At 68.3% G+C, this 18,387-nt stretch carries 17 protein-coding genes; 9 read left to right on the forward strand and 8 right to left on the reverse strand.

Translation table 11 applies throughout. The annotated features are described in order from the left end of the window. Nucleotides 1-4: 4 nt before the first annotated feature. The 3 genes from J9315_RS01105 to J9315_RS01115 are packed head-to-tail and all read left to right on the forward strand — an operon-like array spanning nucleotide 5 to nucleotide 2,512. Nucleotides 5-808, forward strand: coding sequence for a DeoR/GlpR family DNA-binding transcription regulator (locus J9315_RS01105; RefSeq protein WP_198499930.1), 804 nt, complete (start codon nucleotides 5-7; stop codon nucleotides 806-808). Further along, nucleotides 805-1,995 carry an N-acetylglucosamine-6-phosphate deacetylase gene (locus J9315_RS01110; protein WP_249120982.1) on the forward strand — a complete coding sequence of 397 codons (1,191 nt, stop codon included), beginning with the start codon at nucleotides 805-807 and terminating at the stop codon, nucleotides 1,993-1,995. The genes J9315_RS01105 and J9315_RS01110 overlap by 4 nt, the downstream gene beginning before the upstream one ends. A gap of 46 nt (nucleotides 1,996-2,041) precedes the next feature. Then, the gene (locus J9315_RS01115) at nucleotides 2,042-2,512 is read left to right on the forward strand and encodes an isochorismatase family protein (RefSeq protein WP_211978609.1); all 471 of its coding nucleotides are present in this window, start codon (nucleotides 2,042-2,044) and stop codon (nucleotides 2,510-2,512) included. 190 nt (nucleotides 2,513-2,702) lie between these two features. Here J9315_RS01115 and J9315_RS01120 read toward each other — a convergent pair whose 3' ends face one another. Next, nucleotides 2,703-3,842, reverse strand: coding sequence for a hypothetical protein (locus tag J9315_RS01120; RefSeq protein ID WP_211978610.1), 1,140 nt, complete (start codon nucleotides 3,840-3,842; stop codon nucleotides 2,703-2,705). Between the two features lie 283 nt (nucleotides 3,843-4,125). On the opposite strand from J9315_RS01120, the gene J9315_RS01125 reads away from it, so the two are divergent. The 3 genes from J9315_RS01125 to J9315_RS01135 all read left to right on the forward strand — a co-directional run bounded on the left by J9315_RS01125 (nucleotide 4,126) and on the right by J9315_RS01135 (nucleotide 7,201). Next, nucleotides 4,126-4,791, forward strand: coding sequence for a hypothetical protein (locus J9315_RS01125; protein WP_211978611.1), 666 nt, complete (start codon nucleotides 4,126-4,128; stop codon nucleotides 4,789-4,791). 363 nt (nucleotides 4,792-5,154) lie between these two features. After that, complete coding sequence (locus tag J9315_RS01130; RefSeq protein WP_249120983.1) at nucleotides 5,155-5,757, forward strand: copper chaperone PCu(A)C; 603 nt, start codon at nucleotides 5,155-5,157, stop codon at nucleotides 5,755-5,757. Then, nucleotides 5,747-7,201 (forward strand): Dyp-type peroxidase, encoded by a 1,455-nt coding sequence (locus tag J9315_RS01135; protein ID WP_349251974.1) that lies wholly within the window; start codon nucleotides 5,747-5,749, stop codon nucleotides 7,199-7,201. Before J9315_RS01130 ends, J9315_RS01135 begins: the two co-directional genes overlap by 11 nt. A 148-nt stretch (nucleotides 7,202-7,349) precedes the next feature. Here the strand turns inward: J9315_RS01135 and J9315_RS01140 are convergent, their stop codons facing one another. The 4 genes from J9315_RS01140 to J9315_RS01155 form a co-directional block, all read right to left on the reverse strand. Further along, the gene (locus tag J9315_RS01140) at nucleotides 7,350-7,865 is read right to left on the reverse strand and encodes a methylated-DNA--[protein]-cysteine S-methyltransferase (protein WP_211978614.1); all 516 of its coding nucleotides are present in this window, start codon (nucleotides 7,863-7,865) and stop codon (nucleotides 7,350-7,352) included. Nucleotides 7,866-8,109: 244 nt separating this feature from the next. After that, nucleotides 8,110-9,018 carry a glycine betaine ABC transporter substrate-binding protein gene (locus J9315_RS01145; RefSeq protein ID WP_198499924.1) on the reverse strand — a complete coding sequence of 303 codons (909 nt, stop codon included), beginning with the start codon at nucleotides 9,016-9,018 and terminating at the stop codon, nucleotides 8,110-8,112. Between the two features lie 46 nt (nucleotides 9,019-9,064). Beyond that, a complete protein-coding gene (locus J9315_RS01150; RefSeq protein ID WP_211978615.1) occupies nucleotides 9,065-10,009 on the reverse strand; it encodes a proline/glycine betaine ABC transporter permease in 945 nt (314 codons plus the stop codon). Further along, on the reverse strand, nucleotides 10,009-11,301 hold the full coding sequence (locus J9315_RS01155; RefSeq protein WP_198499922.1) for a glycine betaine/L-proline ABC transporter ATP-binding protein: 1,293 nt from the start codon (nucleotides 11,299-11,301) through the stop codon (nucleotides 10,009-10,011). Before J9315_RS01155 ends, J9315_RS01150 begins: the two co-directional genes overlap by 1 nt. Before the next feature lie 462 nt (nucleotides 11,302-11,763). On the opposite strand from J9315_RS01155, the gene J9315_RS01160 reads away from it, so the two are divergent. Then, nucleotides 11,764-12,633 carry a type I 3-dehydroquinate dehydratase gene (locus J9315_RS01160; protein WP_211978616.1) on the forward strand — a complete coding sequence of 290 codons (870 nt, stop codon included), beginning with the start codon at nucleotides 11,764-11,766 and terminating at the stop codon, nucleotides 12,631-12,633. A gap of 150 nt (nucleotides 12,634-12,783) precedes the next feature. On the opposite strand, the gene J9315_RS01165 is transcribed toward J9315_RS01160, so the two are convergent. Beyond that, a complete protein-coding gene (locus J9315_RS01165) occupies nucleotides 12,784-13,080 on the reverse strand; it encodes a DUF4235 domain-containing protein (protein ID WP_137826580.1) in 297 nt (98 codons plus the stop codon). Nucleotides 13,081-13,270: 190 nt separating this feature from the next. Here J9315_RS01165 and J9315_RS01170 point away from each other — a divergent pair, with 190 nt between their 5' ends. Continuing rightward, on the forward strand, nucleotides 13,271-13,555 hold the full coding sequence (locus tag J9315_RS01170; protein WP_211978617.1) for a hypothetical protein: 285 nt from the start codon (nucleotides 13,271-13,273) through the stop codon (nucleotides 13,553-13,555). Between the two features lie 27 nt (nucleotides 13,556-13,582). Here J9315_RS01170 and J9315_RS01175 read toward each other — a convergent pair whose 3' ends face one another. Next, nucleotides 13,583-14,458 (reverse strand): aminodeoxychorismate lyase, encoded by an 876-nt coding sequence (locus tag J9315_RS01175; RefSeq protein WP_211978618.1) that lies wholly within the window; start codon nucleotides 14,456-14,458, stop codon nucleotides 13,583-13,585. 132 nt (nucleotides 14,459-14,590) lie between these two features. Then, nucleotides 14,591-15,700, reverse strand: coding sequence for a VIT1/CCC1 transporter family protein (locus J9315_RS01180; RefSeq protein ID WP_198499918.1), 1,110 nt, complete (start codon nucleotides 15,698-15,700; stop codon nucleotides 14,591-14,593). Nucleotides 15,701-16,048: 348 nt separating this feature from the next. Between J9315_RS01180 and J9315_RS01185 the strand changes: the two genes are divergently transcribed. Next, nucleotides 16,049-18,076: a M20/M25/M40 family metallo-hydrolase gene (locus J9315_RS01185; RefSeq protein WP_211978619.1), complete on the forward strand. Its 2,028-nt coding sequence runs from the start codon at nucleotides 16,049-16,051 to the stop codon at nucleotides 18,074-18,076. The last annotated feature ends 311 nt before the right edge of the window (nucleotides 18,077-18,387 follow it).

The following is an 18,387-nucleotide window of genomic DNA, read 5'->3' on the forward strand; positions in this document are numbered from 1 at the left end:
CACTATGAGCACGCGCGAAGACCGCCTCGACCGCATCCTCGGTCGCCTCGACCGGGAGGGCACGGTCGGCGTCGACGCGCTCAGCGAGGAGCTCGGAGTCTCGCTGGCCACGATCCGCCGGGACCTCGACCTGCTCGAGGAACGGCGCCTGCTCGAGCGCACCCACGGCGGGGCGACCCGCAAGAACGTCAACTACGACCTGTCCCTGCGCTACAAGGAGGCCGCCGCCACCGAGGCGAAGGCCGCGATCGCGCGCGCCGCGGTCGCCCAGATCAGCCCCGGCACCGCCGTCGGGCTCTCCGGGGGGACGACGACGTTTCAGGTCGCCGATGCCATCAGCGAACGCGACGACCTCGTCAGCGACCTCACGGTCGTGACGAACGCCGTCAACGTCGCCCACAAGCTCGCGGTGCACCCGGGCATCAAGGTCGTCGTCTGCGGCGGCATCATCAACCCCTCGAGCTTCGAGCTCGTCGGCTCCTTCGTCGACGCGGTGCTCGCGAGCATCTGGCTCGACCTCGCGTTCATCGGGGTGCATGCCTTCTCCGCCGGTGCCGGCGTGATGACCGTCAACGAGGCCGAAGCGCACGTCAACCGGCTCATGGCGCAGCGCGCACAGCGGGCGGTCGTCGTCGCCGACTCCTCGAAGTACGGCAGGCGCTCGTTCGCCTCGGTGGGCGGGGCGGACGTGTTCTCATCGATCATCACCGACGACGGTCTCGGCGCCGAGGCGGTCACCGAGCTCACCGCCGCCGGCTTCGACGTCGACCTCGCGACGACCGACGGCCCGACAGGAGGCACGCGGTGACGGCTCCCATCCCCGACGTCGTCGTCCACAACGCGGTCATCCTCGACAGCGATCCCGCGACGTTCTCAATCGACTTCGCCGACACGTGGATCGCCGTCGCCGACGGCATCGTCGTCGACCGCGGTCGGGGCGTGATGTGGCACCAGTGCGCGAGTCCGGCGACGCGGATCATCGACGCCGAGGGCGCCTACCTCGCCCCCGCGTTCGTCGACATCCACACCCACGGCGGCGGCGGGCACAACGTCGAGGACGGCCCCGACCACCTCGGCGCGATCCTCGACGTCCACCGCGCCCACGGCACCCGTGCCCTCATCCTCTCCTATGTCTCCGACACGATCGCCGGGCTCGCGTCCTCGCTGCGGGTCGGGGCGGGACTCGCGCGGGAGAATCCCGCGGTCCTCGGACTCCACGCCGAAGGCCCGTTCCTCTCCCCGGATTTCAAGGGCGCGCACTCCCCGGAGGTGCTCACCGCCCCGACCCCCGAGGCGGTCGAGACCATCCTCGAGGCCGCGGGCGGGCAGCTCGCCCAGGTCACCCTCGCACCCGAACTGCCCGGCGCACCCGAGGCGATCGCCCGCTTCGCGGACGCCGGGGTGAGCGTGGCCGTCGGCCACACCGCCGCCGACTACGCGCAGACGATGCGGGCCTTCGAGGCGGGCGCGAGCATCCTCACGCACGCGTTCAACGGGATGCCCGGCATCCACCACCGCAGCCCGGGTCCGATCCTCGCCGCCCTCGACGCCCCGCACGTCACGCTCGAACTCATCAACGACGGCATCCACGTCCAGGCCCCGGCCGCGCGGCTGGTCACGGGGCTCGCGCCGGGTCGCGTCGCCCTCATCACCGATGCCATGGCGGCCACCGGGATGGGCGACGGGGACTATGTGCTCGGCAGTCTGCCGGTGCGGGTCGAGGACTCGGTCGCCCGGGTCAGGTCCGCCGACGGATCGGTCGGGTCGATCGCCGGATCGACGCTGACCATGGACGATGCCGTGCAGCGGGCCGTCGCCGAGGTGGGGATGAGTCCGATCGCCGCCGCCCAGGCCGCGGGGCTGACTCCCCTGCGGGCACTCGGCCGTCTCGCCCCCGACGTCCACAGCCTCCTGCGGGTGGGTCAACCCGCCGACTGCGTCCTCTTCGACGCCGAGATGCGGGTGACGACCGTGTGGATCGGGGACCCGAGCTGAGGGTCTGGTTGCCCGGGAGAGCCGATGTCATGGGAAGATGGTCGGCATGGATGCCCTGCTCCTCATCGACACCGACGACACAGCGCTGACCTCCGAGAAGGCCGTCGAGACCCTCGGCGGGATCGTCGGCCGCACCCGTGCGGTGGGCGGAGTGCTCATCTTCGCCACGACGAACGAGGAGGTCTCCGGTCGCGACGACGAGGAGATCAGCGTCTTCGGCCCCGACGAGGAGGACCTCGTCCTCCGCTCGGACAACCCCGACATCTTCGAAGGCGTCGACGACCTCGCCGCCGGTCTCCACGACATGGCCGTCGACCGGATCGTCATCGCCGGAGTCGATGAGAACCCCGGGGCCGTGTGGGCCTCGGCGATGGCGGCCCTCGTCTGCAACTTCGACGTCATCGTTCTCTCCGACTCCGTCGTCAGCGCCGCCGGCGATCCCGTCACCTGGGCCGATGCGGCCGAAGAGGCGGGTGCCATGGTCAAGCGCACCGAGGACACCTGGCTGCGCATGTGACTGCCGACCGCCTCGGCGCGGGCGGGATGATTCAGCCCACGCGGCCACAGCGGCACGGCCCTTCGCGGCAGACCGGTGTCACCACCCGTTTGTGGTCACAAACCCGAGCGCGATAGCCGTTTCGGCCGCGTTTCGCTCGGTTCTGTGACCACAAACGGGGCCCGGGCACTCGCACTGGTCGACTCTGCGGTCAGAGGAGCCCCTTCTGCGTCAGCCGCTGGCGGATCGCGAATTCGAGCTGGACCATGTCGGTTCGCGAATTCACGCGGATGATCAGCCAGCCCTCGGCATTCAGTGCGTTGACCCGGCGAATGTCCTCATCCCACTGAGTCCTGTCGGTGCGGTGGTGGTCTCCTTCGTACTCGAGTCCGAGCAGCGCCCTGCGATAGCCGAGATCAGGATGGATCTCGACACCGAGCTGGCGGCAGAACACCGCGGGATGGACCTCGGGCTCGGGCAGCCCGACCGATATCGCCCACAGTCGCAGATCGGTCTCGCGCGGTGAATCGACCCCCGGGCGGACGAGCTCGAGCCCGCTTTCGGCCACTCGTCTGCGGCGGATCGACGCGCGTGACCTCAGGTGTGCGACGAGCTCCTCGAGGGTGCAGAGCGGCGGCCCATGCCAGCGACCGATCATCGCATCGCCGACGCGGACCAGTTCGTCGCGGTCGAGGATGGTCGCCAGCTGCAGGAAGAGGACGGACGGAGACACGAGGGTGTGGCCGAGGATGCTCACAGTGGAGAAATCGGCGACCCGGTGCCGCACGACAGACGATCGTCGGATGCGCAGGTCTCTGTCGTCGCTGCAGACATGGAGAGGGCCGTCGGTGAGCCGGCGTGGCAGCGGCAGTCCGAAGAGCCGCGCCGCCGAGGAATGGCTCGCCGCGATGAGCGGATACCGGAGTTCAAGCGCTCTGAGCGCTTCGCTCTCGGCTTCCCATTGCTCATCCGCCCACGAGGGCACTTTTCGCCACACGGTCTGCAGGTCGTCAGCGCGGATGCCGTGAGAGATCGTGCGGACGCTGGAGCGTTGACGAAGGTCCCATTCCGTCACACCGTGTTCGCCGGCATCGCCCGTGAGGAACAGGCGATGCGAAGGGCGAGTGTCGAGGTAGCCGAACATGTGCACCATCGTGGCCAGGGGTGTGTGGAAGCGAAAGGGCTGAGATGGCGCCTGTGGACAGCGTAGGGTTATGCAGCCGATTGTGGAGACGAGTGGGTAGCGAATGTCGCCGAGACGGTGCGAGTACTTATCTGACGGCGTCCTGACGCGGCCGCACGCGTGTGATCTGCAGTGATGCAGAGGTGCAGGGGCTCCATTTGTGGTCACAAACCCGAGGATGACAACTACTTCGGCCGCATTTTGCTCGGTTCTGTGACCACAAACGGCACGGCTACTGTGGACGGCGCGCACGCAAGTGGATTGTCGACGGGCGAATTGTGAGTTCGAGTCACACGGTCATGATGTGGCGCCGCACATGTGACTCCTGCCCGCCTCGGCAGTGTGACATTGCTCTGAGCCGTCGGCGCTGACTGGCACGGCCACCGGGCGCGGTTCTACACTGTGTAGTGGGTAAATGGAGCCTGCATGGACCCTGAGGTGAGGAGGTGGCATGACCGGCTGGCACAAGTCGATCCGTGCTCTCTTCGCGGCCGTGATGACGACGATGCTCGCGGTCCTCATGCACGTCGGCGCCGGCGGTGACTTCTCCGCCCTCGGCACCGGCTTCGTCTTCGTCCTCGTCCTCTGGGCGGCGATGATCCTCGCGGGACGTCGCCTCGGATACCTCGCCCTCGCCGCGATCCTCGGCCTCGGTCAGCTCCTCATGCACGCCTCGATGGGCTGGTTCGGCCCGATGTCGTCGATGATGCGAGGGACTGCCGGTGGAACCGCCTCGGCGTCGCCGGATCCGACGATGTCGGCAGCCGAACACGAGCTCATGACCCCGGCCACCGGGTCTCTCGACCTCGGTCAGGCCGCGCCGATGGGCCATTCGATGGGCCATGCCAACGGCGCCGGCCCGGGCATGATCATCGCCCACATCGTCGCCGTCATCGTCACCGCGATCATCCTCAAGCGCGGTGAGGATCTCCTCTTCAGCATCCTCCAACTGGCACTGGGGCCGGTTGTCATCGCCCTGCGCGCGCTCGCGTCCGCGCAGCACAGTCTTGCGGGGGCGCGCCTGCGCGTCGTCCGCCATGTGCGCGAACTCCCGCGCATGGTGCCAGCGGCCGTCATCGGTCCGAACTACCGTCGCGGTCCTCCCGCGCTCGTCTGACACCTCACCACCGGCAGCGCGCGATCTGACGACGCGCTGCACTCCACATCACCCTCGGCATTCGTCGCAGAGTCATGCGATCATGCAGCCCCGGCGGCGCGGTTGCCCAGCGCCGACCGGTGTCGGTTACGTGCCCGGGCCGTCACGCCTACGGCATCGGTCACGGCCACGCGTCGACACACGGCGCGATAGAGAGCGGACATCCCGGTGAGCCTCCCGCCCTGCGGGACCTCCTGACAGGGATCGCCTCATGGCCGCATCGGACCCGCCTCGGCGACGGCATGATCCGCACCCGACCGCCGACGAACGCCACCACACGAAAGTGCAGACGAAATGCGCAAGAACACCATTCTCAAGTCCACCATGCCCGCACTCGCCATGTCGGCGGCTCTCGTCCTCGGCCTCAGCGGCTGCGGTCAGAGCGGCAGCCAGAGCAGCGCCTCGGAACCCTCGGCCTCGAGCAGCAGCGCCTCGGTCGACGCGTCGGCTTCGCTGACGTTCGACGATGCGTGGGTCAAGGCCGCTGACGAGGGCATGACGGGAATCTTCGGCAAGGTGACGAACACGACCGACGCCGACATCAACCTCGTCGGCGCCAACTACGACGGCGCGAACATGGTCCAGCTCCACGAGACCGTCGGTGACGGCTCCGGTTCGATGATGATGCAGGAGAAGGACGGCGGCTTCGTCATTCCCGCCGGCGGCTCCCTCGACCTCGAACCGGGCGGCGACCACATCATGGTCATGGACATGACGCGCCCGATCAAGCCCGGCGAGGAGATCACCGTCGAACTCGTCACCGCCGATGACGAGACGATCTCCGTGACCGCGGTGGCCAAGGAGTACACGGGTGCGCAGGAGACCTACGCGCCCGGTGAGCCCGATGCCGCCTCCGACGGCGGCGACGGCATGGACGGCATGGGCGACATGTCGGGCATGGGCGATGAGGGCTCCGGTGACAACTGATCCCCGCGACCCGGACTCCGCGTCGGGTCGCGACACCGAGCCCGCCGCTGAGCGGACGTCGTCATCGGCGGAGTCGTCGACTCCGCCGGGCGGGTCGGCGCCCGAGGACGTGACGTCCTCGGCCGCCGGGGCCGCGTCGGACAGCGCCGAGGCGGCTCCGACCCGCCGCGGCTTCAGCCGCCGGGGCCTCATAGCCTCGGCGGCCGTCGCCGGCGGTGTCGGAGCCGTCGGGTCGCTCGCCGGCTTCGGCATCGGGCGCGCCACCGAGGCGAACACCCCGCGGCCGCCGCGCGCCGACACCACCGGCGTCAACGGGGAGGTCGCGGTGCCGTTCTACGGCGAGCACCAGGCCGGGATCGAGACGGCCCCGCAGGCCCACGGCGAGTTCCTCGCGTTCACGATGAAGCCGGAGACGAAGAACGCCGCGGCCGTCGTGCGGTGGCTGCGTCTGCTCACCGCGGATGCCGCCGCGCTCACGCAGGGCACCGCGCCCCTGGCGGACTCCGAACCCGAGATGGCGGCCGATCCCGCGCGCCTGACGGTGACCTTCGGCTTCGGCCAGAACCTCGTCGCGCTCGCGGGCGGCCAGGCGGTCCCCGAGTGGCTGCGGCCGCTCGAGAGCTTCTCGATCGACCGGCTCGACCCGCAGCGCTCGACCGGGGACCTGCTCCTGCAGATCTGCGGTGACGATCCGCTCGGGGTCGCGCATGCCCGCCGGATGCTGTGGAAGGACTCCCGGGCGTTCGCCGACATCGCCTGGCAGCGCACGGGGTTCCGCAACTCCTACGGCACGAAGGGCGAAGGGCAGACGCAGCGCAACCTCTTCGGCCAGCTCGACGGCACGGCGAACCCGGGCATGGGGTCCGAGGACTTCAGCCGCCTCGTGTGGGGTCGGGCGACCGGCCGGACGGACGCGGTCTTCTCCGCGCGGGGTGAGCCGCCGACCGACCTCGGCGAGGCGCTGCCGTCGTGGATGCAGGGCGGGACGACGCTCGTGCTGCGCGACATCGAGATGAACCTCGAGACGTGGGACGAGGCGGACCGTCCGGCGCGTGACTTCTCCGTCGGCCGCTTCGTCGACTCGGGGGCGCCGACGACGGGCACGGACGAGTTCGACGAGCCCGATTTCACGGCCGTCGACGACCGGGGTCTCACGGTGATCTCGGCGGCCTCGCACATGGCCAGGGCCCGCGACGGGCTCGGACCGGAGGTGCAGATCGTGCGTCGGCCGTACAACTACGAGACCGGTGCCGGGGGTCAGTCGGGGCTGATGTTCGCGTCGTTCCAGGCGAACATCGACCGGCAGTTCCTGCCGATCCAGCGGCGGCTCGCCGAGGTGGATCTGCTCAACGTCTGGACCGTGCCCATCGGGTCGACGGTGTGGGCGATTCCGCCCGGGGCGAAGGACGGCGAATACGTCGGCCAGACGCTCTTCGGCGGCTGAGCACCGGCACTGCGGAGGCTGCTCACCGGCACGGCGAAAGCTGCTCACCGGCTCTTGCGCGGTTGCGCACCGGAGAGCCGGACAGCGACGAACGAGGCCGGGGGCCGGAGGGTCACACCCTCCGGCCCCCGGCCTCGTCCAGTCCTCCTCAGAACAGCGGGCTCGGCAGGGCTCCCTCCATCTCGAGAAGATGGCGCTTCGTCGCCAGTCCCTCACCTCGGGGCCCGCCCGAGTATCCGCCGAGGCCGTCACCGGCGACGACGCGATGGCAGGGGATGATCAGCGGCAGCGGGTTGAGCCCCATGATGCTCCCGATCGCCCGCGCCGGGACGCCGGTGCCAGAGCGTGCGGCGAGCTCCCCGTAGGTCACGGTCTCCCCATAGCCGACGGTCTCGGCGAGCACTGTGAGGACGGTCGTCGCGACCGGGGAGATCCCGTCGAGCGAGAGCGGGAGATCGAACTCGCCGAGGCGGCCGTCGAAGTAGGCGCGCAGCTGTCCGAGCGCCTCGGCGAGGAGGGGATCCCCGTGATCCGGGGCGGGCGCGGATTCGGCGTCGACCCATTCGACGCGGACGATCGCCGCGCGCGAGCTCGTCACGGCGATCGTCCCGACCGGGGTGGTCAGGGTCGCCGCTGCCGGGTGGGTCGCCTCGGTGATCTCCATGCCTTGATTATCACCTGCCTGCGATCTCAATCGTCGTGGCACGACCGAAACGACTGCGCCCGATGATCGGGCGACCGTGCACGCGGCACCACCGACGGCGGCCGTTCTGCGGTCGGGGCACGGCTGAGAACAAGACCGGGCCCGCCGGTTCGCGATGCGAACCGACGGGCCCGGTCAGGTCAGCGGAGACCGCAACCAGCTGCGCCCGGAGGTCAGCCGATCACACGGTCAGCGGCGCCCTGCGTCACTCGCTGATCTCGGTGGAGTAGGCGTCGGGGTTGTCCTTGATCCACTGGGTCACGGCCTCGGCTTCCTTGCCCTCTCCGTACTCGTTGACGACCATGTCCTCGAGCGAACCGTACTGCTGGTCGTCGAGTTTGATGCCCTTGATGTACTCGGCGGCCTCAGGGTTCTCCTCGGCGAAGCCCTTGGTGCCGAGGAAGTGGAGGGCTTCCGCTTCACCCATCGCGCCCTTGGGGTCCTCGAGGTCCTTGACGTCGTAGGCGCTGTTCGCCCAGAACGGACGCCACAGGGTCACCACGACCTCTTCCTGGTTGTCGATCTTGTTCTTCAGCTCGGTGAGCATCGTCGCAGTCGACGAGGTGACGAGCTCGTACTCGCCGTCGAGACCGTACTCGGGCATCATCGTGTCCTTGGTCTGCGCGGTCAGACCGGCGCCGGGCTCGATGCCGATGATCTTGCCGTCGAATTCGCTCGCCTTGCCCTTGAGGTCCTCGATCGAGTTGATGTTGCTGTACGAGGGCACGGCGATCGTCAGCTTCGCATTGTCGTAGTACGCGCCGAGGTCTTCGAGCTGATCCCCGTACTCGTCCATGTACTGCTTGTGGGTGACCTCCGGCCATGCCGAGGGATAGATGTCGACATCGCCGTTGGCCAGACCCGAGTAGAGGATCGCGGCCTCGGTGATCGTCTCCATCTCCACGTTGTAGCCCAGCTGGGTCAGCTGGTTCTCCAGCAGGTACGCGGTGCTGAGACCATCGGTCCATGACGGGATGAATCCGAGGGTGATGGTGCCCTTGTCTCCGCCTTCGCCGCCGCCGCTGTTGTTGCTGGCTTCCTGCGAGCAGCCGGTGAGAGCCAAGGCCAGAGCCGCGCTGACGGCGGCGATCTTCGTGACGAAACGCTTCTTCATCGTGGTTTCCTAACTACTGGTTGTGTGGTCTGTTGAGAACGGTGTGTCAACTCTGAGTGCGGACGATCTCTACCTCTTCCACAGTGTCCGGTTCGGCCGCCGCACGGGTGTTCGCGGCGGTGGCCCTGCGTCGCTTGAGGGCGCCGAGGAGGGAGTTCGGATAGTCCTTCGCCGTGCCCAGAGCTGCGGTGACGCGGTCGAGGTAGATCGCGAGGATGACCACGCCGAGTCCGGCTTCGACTCCGAGCGGCAGGTTCTGCGTGGCGACGGCTTCGACGACGTTCTTGCCGAGGCCGTCGGCTCCGACGATGCCGGCGATGACGGCCATCGCCAGGGCGAGCATGATGACCTGGTTGATGCCGGCCATGATCGTCGGGGTGGCCAGCGGGATCTGGACTCCGCGCAGGATCTGTCTCGGCGTGGCGCCGAAGGCGTAGCCGGCCTCGACGGTCTCCTTGTCGACGCCGCGGATGCCGAGCTCGGTGAAGCGGACGCCCGGCGGCAGGGCGAAGATCACCGTCGAGACGAGGCCGGGCACGACGCCGATGCTGAAGAACGTCACCGCGGGAATGAGGTAGACGAACGCCGGCATCGTCTGCATGAAGTCGAGGATCGGTTTGACGATCGCCGAGACCGTGTCGTTCCTCGCCGCCAGAATGCCGACGGGGATCGCGATGATGACCGCGACGAGGGCGGCGAGGACGACGAGCGCGAGCGTCTGCATCGCCGACACCCACTGGTCCATCGTCATGATGAAGAACATCGTGATGAGTGTGCCGATGGCGAACTGCCACGACCGCACGAGCCATCCGAGGAACGCGAGGATGATGATGATGACGAGCGGGTGCAGGTCAACGAGTACGGTGGTGAGGCCCTCGACGAGGAGGCGGACGACCACGGTGATGAAGTCGAAGAGCCAGCCCAGATTGTCCTTGAGCCAGTCGAAGAAAGTGTCGGCCCACGCGCCGACCGGGATTCTGATGTCCTCCATCACAGGGCCTCCCTCTCCACGGAGTTGTCGACGATCACGGTGTCCGGATCATCGCCGAGCACGTCCTCGATCTCGCTGGCCGCCAGCGGCGGCGCCGGCTGCTGCACCTCTCCGTCACCGGTGTGATGGCCGAGTGCTGCGAGCAGAGTGGCACGGGGGATCACTCCGACGAGCTGTCCCAGATCGTTGACGACCGGCAGCGGCAGCGGCGATTCGGCCGACGGGATGAACAGATCGATGAGGACGTCGTCGGGGTGGGCGACGATCGTCGGGGGATTGACGATGCCGTCGAGCGTCGTCGCTCCGCTGCGGATCTGCGCAACGGCGTCGCGGTCGGTGACCACCCCGAGCAGGCGGCGATCGCGATCGACGACGCACAGCGCCGAGGCGTAGCTGTCCCGCATCGCGCGCAGGGCCACGCGCGGTCCGCTCTGGTCGGAGAGGACCTGGCGGGGCTTCTCCATGACGTTTCTCGCCGTGAGCACGCGAGCACGGTCGACGTCCTGCACGAACTGTGCGACGTAGTCGTTGGCAGGATCCGTGAGGATCTCCTCCGGCGTGCCGATCTGGACGATGCGCCCGTTGCGCATGACCGCAATGCGGTCGCCCATGAACATCGCCTCATTGAGGTCGTGGGTGATGAAGATGATCGTCTTCTTGAATTTCGCCTGCAGCTCGACGAGCTGCTCCTGCATCTCCCGGCGGATGAGCGGATCGAGAGCGGAGAACGCCTCGTCCATGAGGAGGATGTCGGTCTCGGCCGTGAAGGCGCGGGCGAGGCCGACGCGCTGCTGCATGCCACCGGAGAGCTGCTCGGGGAACTTGTCTCCCCAGCCCTCGAGCCCGACGGCCTTGAGCCATTCCTCGGCCTTCGCCAGTCGCTCAGCTCTGGGGACGCCTCGCAGCTCGAGGGCATAGGCGGCGTTCTCCCGCACGGTCCGGTGGGGGAGGAGGGCGAAGTGCTGGAAGACCATCGAGATGTGGTCGCTGCGGACCTTGCGGAGGGTGCGGGCGTCGGCTTTGGCGATATCGGTGCCGAGCACCTCGACGGACCCCGCTGTCGTCGTCCACAAGCCGTTGAGCGTGCGGATGAGAGTGGACTTGCCCGAGCCCGACAGGCCCATGACGACGAAGATCTCGCCCTTCTCGACTTCGAAGCTCGCATCGATGACTGCGGCGGTGCCGAGCTTCGTCAGCTCGTCACGGTCGGCGCCCTCTTCGAGGCGCTTGACGACTTCGTTCTGGCGTTTGCCGAAGACCTTGTAGACGTGTGATGCCTTGACGACGCTCACGGATTACCTCCTTGGAGTCCTGACCGTCCGCAGAACGAGAGGCCTCACCCTGTCGCGCGGTTCGGCGACTGTCGAATCGAACAGGAGTCGATCACATGGGCCTCACCGCTCACGGAAATCTCAGACCTCATTATAGAATTTTCCACGCTTTTCGGCGGGAACAATATTCCTGTCACCGGGAGTGTTGTGGTTGACAGGGTATCTGACCTGCGATGATGCAGGACGATGCGTTACTTGATCGTTACATTTGCGTCTTGCGGAAGGACGTCATGACCTAATTCCCTTTACCATTCGACGATTGCATTTGCCATTGATCACTCGATAATTCCACAATGCGGTCGGGACTGATTCTCGTGCGCATCACTGCTGAAGTTCGCGGCGCAGCGAACCGCTGCGCGCAGACCCCGGTCCAGCGGGCGGCTGCGCACGCCTCACCTCGTGGGAGCCTCTACCCTTGAGACCATGAAGCCGCTGCCGTTCCTTCTCGACTCCGCCCCCGCGTCCGACTCCGCACCCGGAGCCGCCGCCCCGACCGCCCCGTCCTCGACCCCGGCGACGCGGAACCCCCGCCGCCCGGCGGTCATCGTGCCCGTCCTCCACACCGATGCCGAACTGCTGGCGCTCGGCTGCCGGGAAGCCGCCGACAGCGGCCTCGTCGATGTCATCGAGTGGCGCGTCGACCCCCTCGTCGCCGACACCCTCGATCCCGCCGGCGGTGGAGTCGATGCGGTGGCTGAGGCGATCCGAGAGCTCGCCCCGCACGTCACGGCCGCCGGTCTGCCGGTCCTCGCCACGCTGCGCACCGCTGCCGAAGGCGGGGAGGCCGAGCTCAGCGATGCCGCTTACGCCGAGGTGGTCGCCGGCCTCGCGGCGGCGCTGACCGACGCGAACGCGGCGGCCGGTGCGTCTGTCCCGATCGCGATCGATGTCGAGATCGCCCGAGATTCGGCGCAGGACGTCATCGGGGTGCTGCGGACCGTCGGCGTGCCCGTCGTCGCCTCCCGGCACAACTTCGCGGACACCGAGCGCGTCGCCGACATGCGCGAAACGCTCAATGAGATGCGGGCGGCGGGAGCCGCTGTCGTCAAGATCGCGATGATGCCGACGACTGCCGCCGATGTCGCCGATCTGCTCCGGGCCACCGCCGAGGCCGACGCGGACCTCGACTGCCCTGTGCTCGGGATCTCGATGGGGGAACTGGGCCGGACGAGCCGGATCCTCGGCGCCGACTTCGGCAGCTGCTCGACCTTCGCGCAGATGGGTACCGCCTCGGCGCCGGGACAGATCGCCGCCGGCGAACTCGCGGTCATCCTCGACCGGCTCTACGCCTGACCCCACTGCGGGACCGCTGAGGCCACCCCTCGGGGGAACTCCGGCGGGTGCGGATATGCGACCCTGCATGTCGACGTCGCCGGGGACGACGAACGCCCTGCCGGGTGGGAACCACTCGGCAGGGCGCTGGTGTTTCGGTGAGGGGTCGGCTCAGACGCCTTCGGCGATCTGCTTGCGGAACTTCTTCGGCAGAGCCTGGTCGCCGAAGTTGTTGCGCACGGTGTTCGCGGCCAGGCGCTGAACGACGAGCTGGGCGATGGCCACGCCGACACCGGAGACGACGGTCCAGGCCAGGGCCTCGGACATCGAGATCTCTTCGTCGACGGGGTTCGACGGTGCGGGACGATGAGTCGACTTCTCCCACGCGAAGGTGAGCACCTTCCGGGCTGCGACAGCTGCCACGATGGGCGCTCCGACGCCGATGATCTGCCAAGCGAGCTTTCCCATGCCCGTGTCCTTTCGTCCGAAGTTGAGGCGCGACTCCTCCGCTGCTCCGGCCGCGGCGACGACCGCCGTCGGATGAAGGAGTCCTTCGTCGTCCACACTATCGCAGGCGCCTGAATTTCATACTTTTGTGCGATGTGCGACGCGCCGTCGACCGATAGCGTGAGACCACCGATGCAGGGAGGAGGTCCGCGTGCTCACCAGACGGAAGAACGTCATGGTCACGAGTCTCTTCGTGCTGGGCATCTGCGGATTCGTCCTCGGCCTCGTCCCCGAGCTCGCCGCCTATTTCTGGGTCCTCTGGTTCATCGGCTGCGGGGCCTCGATGCTCGGTCTCATCCTCGCCGTCACCGTGCCCCGGCCCGCAGCCGAACGGCATGCGAACTGCCGCGGCGAAGCCGGGCACTGCGAAGCGGGCCGCCGCAGCGGGGCTGAAGACGGGCCGTCGCGGACGCGCGTGTCACGCGATCAGCACTGACCCACCCGACTGGCTGTCCCGCCCCGCTCACCCGGCGGCGATGATCCTCTGGAACTCCCTGGTCAGCGCCTCGTCACGCGACAGCGACTTCCCATCGAGCGCGCGCAGCGTCACCGCGGTGCGCACCGATGAGACGAACCACGCGCCGTCGGCGGAGAGGACATCGTCGACGCTGAGGTCGGCGTAGTCGGCCTTGAGCTCGAGTCGACCGGCATGGTCGAAGAGCAGCCGCTGGGTCGTCCCGGCGAGCAGACCGGCGGCGGGATCCGGGGTGAGGAGGTGGTCGCCTCGGCGGATGACGATGTTCGCGGTCGGACCTTCGAGGACGACGCCGTCGCGGGAGATGAAGAGGGCCTCGTCGGCTCCCTGCGCCTTCGCGTACCGCAGGGCCGCCTGGTTGACCGCATACGACAGGGTCTTCGCGCCGAGGAGGAGCCACGGTGCGCGCCGCCCGACGTAGGCGTCGTAGCCGCGGTCGACGCTCACGGCGCTCACGCCCTCGGCGCGGGCGGTGACGATCGCATCCTCGATGGGCACGGTGAACGCCCACCCGCGCGGGGCGTCGCCGCCGCGGGAGAGCGTGTAGCGGACCGCGAACTCCGTGGTCCCCGGGTTCGCGGCGATCGCCTCGGCGATGAGTCGGTCGACGGCCTGCCGCCACAGCTTCCGGTCGGGTTCGGGCAGATCGAGCGCCGAGGCGGACGAATGGAAGCGGGCGAAGTGGCGTTCGCGAGAGACGACGGTGGCCTCACGGGTGTCCGGGTTGACGCGGACGAGCACCGTCTCGAAGATGCCGTCGCCGCGGTGGGCGGCCAGGTCCGTGACCGGCAGCTGAGGGGAGGCGAGGTCGGCGGTGGTGACCGTCGAAGTGCCGGGATCGATGAGGACGAGGACTTGGGTCATGGGGACAGTCTACGGTCGCCGGTCCGAGTCCGGGAGTCCTCACCGGCAAGTGACGATGTCGTCGAGCGCCGGCGTGGGCGAAGGTCGGCCCCGCCGCATGCCGGTGCTGACACCTCAGCCGGCGTCGCGCGCTCAGCCGGTGCTGATGCCGAAGACGAGGCCGAGGCCGTAGGTCACGGCGGCGGCGCCGAAGCCGATCGCCATCTGCCGCAGCGCCCGCGGTCCTGGTGCCTTGCCCGAGAGCAGGCCGACGGTGCCGCCGGTGAAGAGGAGGGCGATGCCGACGAGACCAGCGGAGAGGAAGACGGCGGGCAGGCCCGTCATGCCGAAGATGTAGGGCAGGATCGGGATGAGCGCGCCCGAGGAGAAGAACGCGAAGCTCGAGAGCGCAGCGCCGATGCCGGTGCCCAGCGCGGAGCTCTCGATGCCGGATTCGAGGCTCGGCAGCTGTGGGGCGTTCGTCGTCTTCGCCTCGGAGATCGTCCGGTGGGCCTGGATCTCCGCTTCGTCGGGGTCCATGCCGCGGGCGCGGAAGACGAGGGCGAGCTCGTTCGCATCGATGTTGAGGTCGGCGAGCGCGTGCCGGGACTCCGGATCCGGGGTCGAGGCGTCGAGGAGCTCGCGCTGGGAGCGCACGGAGATGTACTCGCCGGCACCCATCGACAGGGCGCCTGCGAGGAGTCCCGAGACGCCCGTGAGGAGGATGACGGTGTTCGGCACTCCGGCCGCACCGACGCCGAGGACGAGCGCGAGGTTCGAGACGAGACCGTCGTTGGCGCCGAAGACGGCGGCGCGGAAGTTGCCCGACAGGCGGGCCCGGGAGCGGGCGGCGAGGGCGCGGACGACCTCGGCGTGGATCCGCTCGTCGGCGGCCATCTCCGGTGACGCGGCGTCGTCGTTCTGGTACGGGGAGCTCGTCTCCGACTGCTGCGCGAGCGCGAGGATGAAGACCGAGCCGAAGATCCGGCCGAAGAAGGCGAGGAAGAGGGTGACGAGGTCGGGGGTGCGCTTCTTCGCGGCATGCGGGCCGAGGAGGCGGATCCAATGCTGCTGGTGCCGGGATTCGGCGGCGGCGAGTCCGAGGAGGATCTCCCGGTCCTCACCGGTGCGGCGCTCGGCGAGATCCCGGTAGACGCGCTCTTCGAGGCGCTCGTTGGCGAGGTAGCGCTGCCACCGCCGGATGGTCCGGCGGTCGGGCGGAGGGTCGGTGGGCGCGGCGGGCGCAGACTGCTGGTTCGTCACTGGTGCGATGCTATCGGAGACCACCCCCTCAGTTCAACACTTGCGCAATTGCTTAAGTATGGGTTGTTATCCATTCGTGACCTAAGGATGTTACTGATGCGATAGGTTAATGAACCATGTGAGTTGTGTCACCGTTTCGTTATAGATGTTTGTGATTCGTTACCAACGGCGAACCACTCGGCGAAACACCAGAGTCAGGCTCTCCCAGCCCCGAGCGCACCGCACCCAGGGATGACAGACACCGGGTGTCCGCAGTCCGCGCTCGGGTGAGCATGTGGGGTCGTGCACCGTCGACGGCCCGTGAGGCGAGATCGATTCGCGTGGCACCTGAGGAGCGAAAGGAACTCCATGAAGTTGCGCATGAAAGCCGCGTTGGCCGTCACCGCATCCGCGGGACTTGTCTTCAGCGGCATGGCTCCGGCGATGGCCGCCGGAACCGCAGGTCCGACCGAGCACACCGATATGGGCGTCACCGGCGACGCCGTGATGGAACAGCTGCAGAACATCTCAGACATCTCGGTGAAGAACGCCGACACCGGGTACCGGGCGCTCGGCGCCCCGGGATACGAGGAGGCCGTGGAATACGTCGAGCAGACGCTCAAGGCCACGGGTGCCTACGACGTCAGCCGGCAGGCCTTCGACGTCGAGAACCAGGACTTCGGCACCGTCTCCGTCAACGTCGACGGGGAGGACGTCGCCGTCACCCCCGCGAGCTACACCGAGGGCACCTCGGCGCCGCTGACGGATCTGCCGCTCGTCGTGCCCGTCGATGACGACTACTCCGATCTCGCCGGCGGTCAGCTCGGCTGCCAGGCCGGCGACTACGACGATTCGGCCAATGGCGCGGTCGTCCTCGTCGCCCGTGGTTCCTGCACCTTCGGGGAAAAGGCACAGGCCGCCACGGACGCCGGAGCAGCCGCCGTCATCATCTACAACAACACGAAGGACGCCCCCGACGAGGAGCTCAACGCCACCCTCGGCGAGCGCATCGAGAACGGCGCGCCCACCGTGGGCACGACGTACAGCCTCGGCAACGGACTGCTCGAGAAGGTGCAGGCCGCGGCCGACGGGGAGGCGCCGGCCACCGACTTCACGCTCGAGACCGAGTACAAGACGTCGACGACGTGGAACGTCATCGCCGAGACGAAGGCCGGCGACAAGGACAACGTGCAGATGTTCGGCGCCCACCTCGACGGTGTGGCTGATGGGCCGGCCGCCAACGACAACGGCTCGGGCTCGGCTGCGCTGCTCGCCAGTGCTGAGGCGCTCGCCCAGCAGCCGACCGAGGTCGACAATGCGGTCCGCTTCGCGTGGTGGGGTGCTGAGGAGGTCGGACTCGTCGGGTCGACGAAGTACGTCGAGAGCCTGAGCGCGGACGAGCTCGCCAAGGTCAAGGCCTACATGAACTTCGACATGATCGGCTCCGACAACTACGTCGTCGGCACCCTCGACTCCGACGGCTCCGACGTTCCGGTGCCCGACGGCGTCAACGTCCCCGCCGGTTCGGCCGAACTCGAGAAGGTCTTCACCGACTACTTCGCCGACAACGACCAGAAGAACATCGGCACCGAGTTCTCCGGCCGCTCCGACTACCAGGCGTTCCTCGACGCCGGTGTGCCGGTCAGCGGTCTGTTCTCCGGGGCCGATGAGATCAAGACGGCGGAGCAGGTCGAGTGGTTCGGCGGTGAGGCGGGCAAGCCGCAGGACACGAACTACCACCAGCCCACCGACACGATCGACAACGTGAGCCGGGACGCGATCGACATCTTCGGACCCGCGATCGCCTACTCCGTCCACACGCTCGCCTACGACCTCGCGCCGGCTCCCACGGAGACCCCGACGGAGACGCCGACCTCCACGCCGACCGAGACCCCGACCTCGACTCCGACGGAGTCGCCGACGGACGCTCCCGACGAGCGGAGTCTGACGATCGATCCGACGACGATCGATGAGAACGACTTCGTCTCCGACACCGGCGTCCAGGTCACGGCCACCGGCTGCACGCCGGGGACGACGGCGACGATGACGGTGGATCCGAAGAACGGCACCATCGAGAAGTTCGAGCAGACCGCGACCGTCGACTCCGACGGCGTGGCGAAGTTCGGTGTCCGCGGACTCGATGAGTCGAAGTCGGCCGAGTACGTCGGAAAGTACGACGTCACCGTCGACTGCGAGGGCGGCGACGCCCTCAACGGCTCGTTCGAGGTCGTCGCGGCCGGAGCCGACGATCCGGGCGCCGGCGGCGGTGGCGGGGGAGACCTCCCGCGCACCGGTAACGAGGCTCTTCCCCTCGTCGCCTCGGCCGCAGCGCTCATCGTGCTCGGTGTCGTCATGACCATGGGCGCCCGCCGCAGGAAGGCCGGCAGCCTCGAGTGAGACGGTGAGTCCGGGTCGGCGCGGTCATGACCGCACCGCCCCGGACTGATCCACCCCGAAGCCACGCGGGCCGGTGACTGGACAAGTTCGCCGGCCCGCGTGATCATTCTCTGCCGGCGACCTCATCGTCGTATGCCGGGGCCCGCATCCTTGTCTGCCGGCACGCGCCGAGGCGGCGGGAATCGCACCGTGCGAGCGTGACCCCGGACACGCCCCTCCTCCGCATCTCACGGGCGCTGGTGCGGTCTGACCAGGTGTGACGGTGCTTCTCTGGGCTCGGCGACGCAGGATCCGCCCAGCTTCGCCCGGCA

This window comes from Brevibacterium sp. W7.2 (assembly GCF_018137945.1).
GTDB classification, from domain to species: Bacteria; Actinomycetota; Actinomycetes; order Actinomycetales; family Brevibacteriaceae; genus Brevibacterium; species Brevibacterium sanguinis.

Coding starts and splice junctions, on each gene's coding strand:
- J9315_RS01105 (WP_198499930.1), top strand. CDS start 5: ATGAGCACGCGCGAAGACCGCCTCGACCGCATCCTCGGTCGCCTCGAC.
- J9315_RS01115 (WP_211978609.1), top strand. CDS start 2,042: ATGGATGCCCTGCTCCTCATCGACACCGACGACACAGCGCTGACCTCC.
- J9315_RS01125 (WP_211978611.1), top strand. CDS start 4,126: ATGACCGGCTGGCACAAGTCGATCCGTGCTCTCTTCGCGGCCGTGATG.
- J9315_RS01130 (WP_249120983.1), top strand. CDS start 5,155: ATGCCCGCACTCGCCATGTCGGCGGCTCTCGTCCTCGGCCTCAGCGGC.
- J9315_RS01140 (WP_211978614.1), bottom strand. CDS start 7,865: ATGGAGATCACCGAGGCGACCCACCCGGCAGCGGCGACCCTGACCACC.
- J9315_RS01145 (WP_198499924.1), bottom strand. CDS start 9,018: ATGAAGAAGCGTTTCGTCACGAAGATCGCCGCCGTCAGCGCGGCTCTG.
- J9315_RS01150 (WP_211978615.1), bottom strand. CDS start 10,009: ATGGAGGACATCAGAATCCCGGTCGGCGCGTGGGCCGACACTTTCTTC.
- J9315_RS01160 (WP_211978616.1), top strand. CDS start 11,764: ATGAAGCCGCTGCCGTTCCTTCTCGACTCCGCCCCCGCGTCCGACTCC.
- J9315_RS01165 (WP_137826580.1), bottom strand. CDS start 13,080: ATGGGAAAGCTCGCTTGGCAGATCATCGGCGTCGGAGCGCCCATCGTG.
- J9315_RS01175 (WP_211978618.1), bottom strand. CDS start 14,458: ATGACCCAAGTCCTCGTCCTCATCGATCCCGGCACTTCGACGGTCACC.
- J9315_RS01185 (WP_211978619.1), top strand. CDS start 16,049: ATGAAGTTGCGCATGAAAGCCGCGTTGGCCGTCACCGCATCCGCGGGA.